Annotated in this window: 3 protein-coding genes and 3 pseudogenes; all 6 read right to left on the bottom strand. The window is 38.9% G+C overall.

The window, feature by feature from the left end; translation table 11 throughout:
* Positions 1–350 (bottom strand): annotated as a pseudogene (locus PX484_RS09710) (hypothetical protein); the annotation flags it as partial.
* Positions 351–493: 143 nt separating this feature from the next.
* Positions 494–691: pseudogene (locus tag PX484_RS25995) on the bottom strand (hypothetical protein); the annotation flags it as partial.
* A 107-nt stretch (positions 692–798) separates the two neighbouring features.
* Entirely contained in the window at positions 799–1,239 is a 441-nt protein-coding gene (locus PX484_RS09705) for a hypothetical protein (RefSeq protein WP_288103648.1), read from the bottom strand.
* Between the two features lie 4 nt (positions 1,240–1,243).
* Entirely contained in the window at positions 1,244–1,402 is a 159-nt protein-coding gene (locus PX484_RS09700; RefSeq protein WP_287766780.1) for a hypothetical protein, read from the bottom strand.
* Positions 1,403–1,452: 50 nt separating this feature from the next.
* Positions 1,453–1,518 (bottom strand): annotated as a pseudogene (locus PX484_RS09695) (DUF4351 domain-containing protein); the annotation flags it as partial.
* Between the two features lie 65 nt (positions 1,519–1,583).
* Positions 1,584–2,799: carotenoid oxygenase family protein (locus tag PX484_RS09690; RefSeq protein WP_288103646.1), on the bottom strand; the 1,216-nt coding region annotated here is incomplete at its 5' end.

Here is a 2,799-nt window from a genome sequence, read left to right as displayed (position 1 = left end):
GTATCGCTGCTGTTGATTTGCGCGTCGATAAAATGCCCAATTTCTTCTAATAACACCGCTTTGAGGGTGGTAGCGTCCCCCGAATCAATCAGCGCTTGAGAAATATAAATCTTATTAATACTGCTGGAATATGCGCCGAAAATCCCTGAATTGCCAAGGTTTTTAACTGTAATAGGGGGAAGTTGACTAAAATCTCGACTTTGCCACTGCTGTCGTAATTGCGTCGCTTTAACCACATCATAACTTGTGCCAAAAGCAGTTTCTAAATTTGCCCAAAAACCATCAGATTGAGCGAAATCGAACAAAATATCGTAAACAGCAGGAAGGCTCGGCAACAGGGTAGAAGTCATGACATTGAACGCAAAAGACGACTGGTGCTATTTTATGCAAAAAATCGCCAATCTTTCAAGGGTGCTATGACAAAAATTAACATTTATACAAGAAAACGGGTTTCTAAATAGGCGTTTGCAGAAACCCGTTTTCTAAAGAAGTTCTAGGATTGGATTTTTGCGAAAGACTGCCTAAATTCTGCGAGAGAATTAGCAGTGGCTGCTAATTTTAGTAGCTCTTCTAAGATAGTAGGGTTAGTGATTTTGCCGATTATCTCTTCAATTTCTGAAGAAATCTCTCCAAACCGCACAGTTAAAACTGTTTTTATGTCATCACGGCTTTTTTCTAACGCACCAATTTCCGGTTCTTCGGTTTGTCTTATGCAATGGACGGGATTGTAAGGAATAAAACCCTTATAGAGACAGGCGTTGCTGCGATTTTTGCCAATTGTTTTCGATCTAGAGCGAACTAATCAATTAAATCTATTGCCAGATAAGGATTTAGTCGATTTATACCCCCTATCGAACCATACCAAGTAACGAAGAACCCAATTTCCTTGCCTATTTCCTTACCAATTTCCTTACCAATTTCCTTGCCAATTTCCTTGCCTATTTCCTTACCGCGTTCTATCCCTCGTAACTCCATATTACTTACTAAAGGCATGGTTCTTTCCTCCTCAAATTGTTTGATTTTACTCTCTAAACTTGACTGCAATTCAGAGGATAAAGTCATCATATTGTCGATGATTTCAAACAGTTTAATTATCTGTTCTCTCTCGAACTCCTTTTCATATAATCCCCTGATTAACCTCCACTTCCACTGTTCCCGTTCTGGCAGCTTCCCAGTAGTCGCTTTTGTTTTCAGGTGTGCCATGACGATTATAGCAAAGGGATTGCTACTTGCTTCCAATTAGTCACTGATAACTGATAACTGATAACTGATAACTGATAACTGATAACTGATAACTGATTAGTTGGTGAACTTCAGGAAAGAAGAAATGTAAAAACGCCTCAAAATACTCGGTTAAAGCTTCTTTCCAGGGTTCATCATAATTAGCGGTTGTTTGTTTCATTATGACAATTTTAGCGGGTGATGGACAAAAGGCGATCACTAACGTCAAAACTAGGCAGTTAAAGTATTTAACCAATTGATTAAATCTTCAACCGTTGAGAAGTCGAATAAAGCTTCTCTCTCACAAGTCCAGAAAATGGGTTTCTCAAAGAAACCCGTTTTCTAATTAAGAAACCCGTTTTCTAAATAGCGCCTTTTTCTGATTTTTCTTGCCAAGTACCGTGAAACCCCGGAGGGATAACACTGGGTAATTGCAGACAACAAAGGGGTTCTTTTTCTAGCTGCTGACTATCATAGATTCTCACTTGGCTGCTGTGATTATTGCCGTCGTAAACTACGACGATTAACCATCCTGTCTCTGGAGATAAACCATCGCAGACAAAAATCGGTTCAGTACCATAACAGTTATTTTCCAGATAGGCAATAGTTAACTTACCTGTGGAGTGATTATAACAAGCGGGAAGTCCGATAATTTCCCGACGAATATCGCTATCGGGACGATGGACAGCTAAAAAAGTATTTTGCCATTTTTGTCCCACCAGTTGCGGGGAAACCACTGGAAAATCACAGCTTAAATCCGAGAGAATTTCCTGATTAATTACCTTTGCTGATAGGGGATTAATGGTAATACTTGCCAATTTTCCAATGGCTAAGGTTTCGGTTTCACCCGTGGCAACTTCTTTTAAAAATTGATTAGTCTTAAAGTCATCATAACGGACAAAAACAATTTCAAGATTGCCTTGGTCATTTACACAACCATTAGCAAAGTGCCATTGAAACCATGAATCTGTAACACTTTCACTGACTAACTGTAGAGAATCTCGCTCAAAAATTAGTATTCTTGTTCCTAATTCTGGCTGCCACTGAATGGCATCACTAAAAGTTTTAAATCCCAACAGTATCGATAACTTATCCGCTTTTATCGGTGGGATGAAAAAGACGATATACTGTCCTGCTAAAACAAAGTCATGCAGCAGCGACAATCTATCTAAATCAAAAGTTTTTTTGTGGATAATTTGACCAGTGGAGTCAGACTTATAGAGATTTAAGCTAACTTTAGCACTGATTGTCACCCCGAAATTAAAAATCTCTCCTCTGGACAAATCTACTTTAGGATGAGCGGAAAAAGTTTCCTTTGCTTGTAAGCTAGATAAATTATCTAAACCTAGGGTTTCTAAAGATTGTAAATCTAATTTATGGGGAAAACCCCCTTCCCAGAGAGCTAATAATTTATCGGGTAAAGCTAACACCGAGGTATTAGCGGCATTTTTTACCTCTTTTCCCCAATTATTCCAAAAGAAGCCGGGGGCATTCATGCCATAATTAGGAAATAAATATTGATTAGCGGCGCTTTCTTGCTGATAACCAGCAGTCTGAACATAACGATAGGTGGCACTG

Source organism: Microcystis sp. M49636_WE2 (assembly GCF_030065375.1).
Lineage (GTDB): Bacteria > Cyanobacteriota > Cyanobacteriia > Cyanobacteriales > Microcystaceae > Microcystis > Microcystis aeruginosa_C.
Note: the sequence above shows the minus strand (reverse complement) of the source record. Positions and strands in the feature narration are given on the sequence as shown.

Bases quoted from the DNA above. Each gene is read 5' to 3' on its own strand.
- PX484_RS09700 (WP_287766780.1), bottom strand. From the start codon at position 1,402: ATGAAACAAACAACCGCTAATTATGATGAACCCTGGAAAGAAGCTTTA.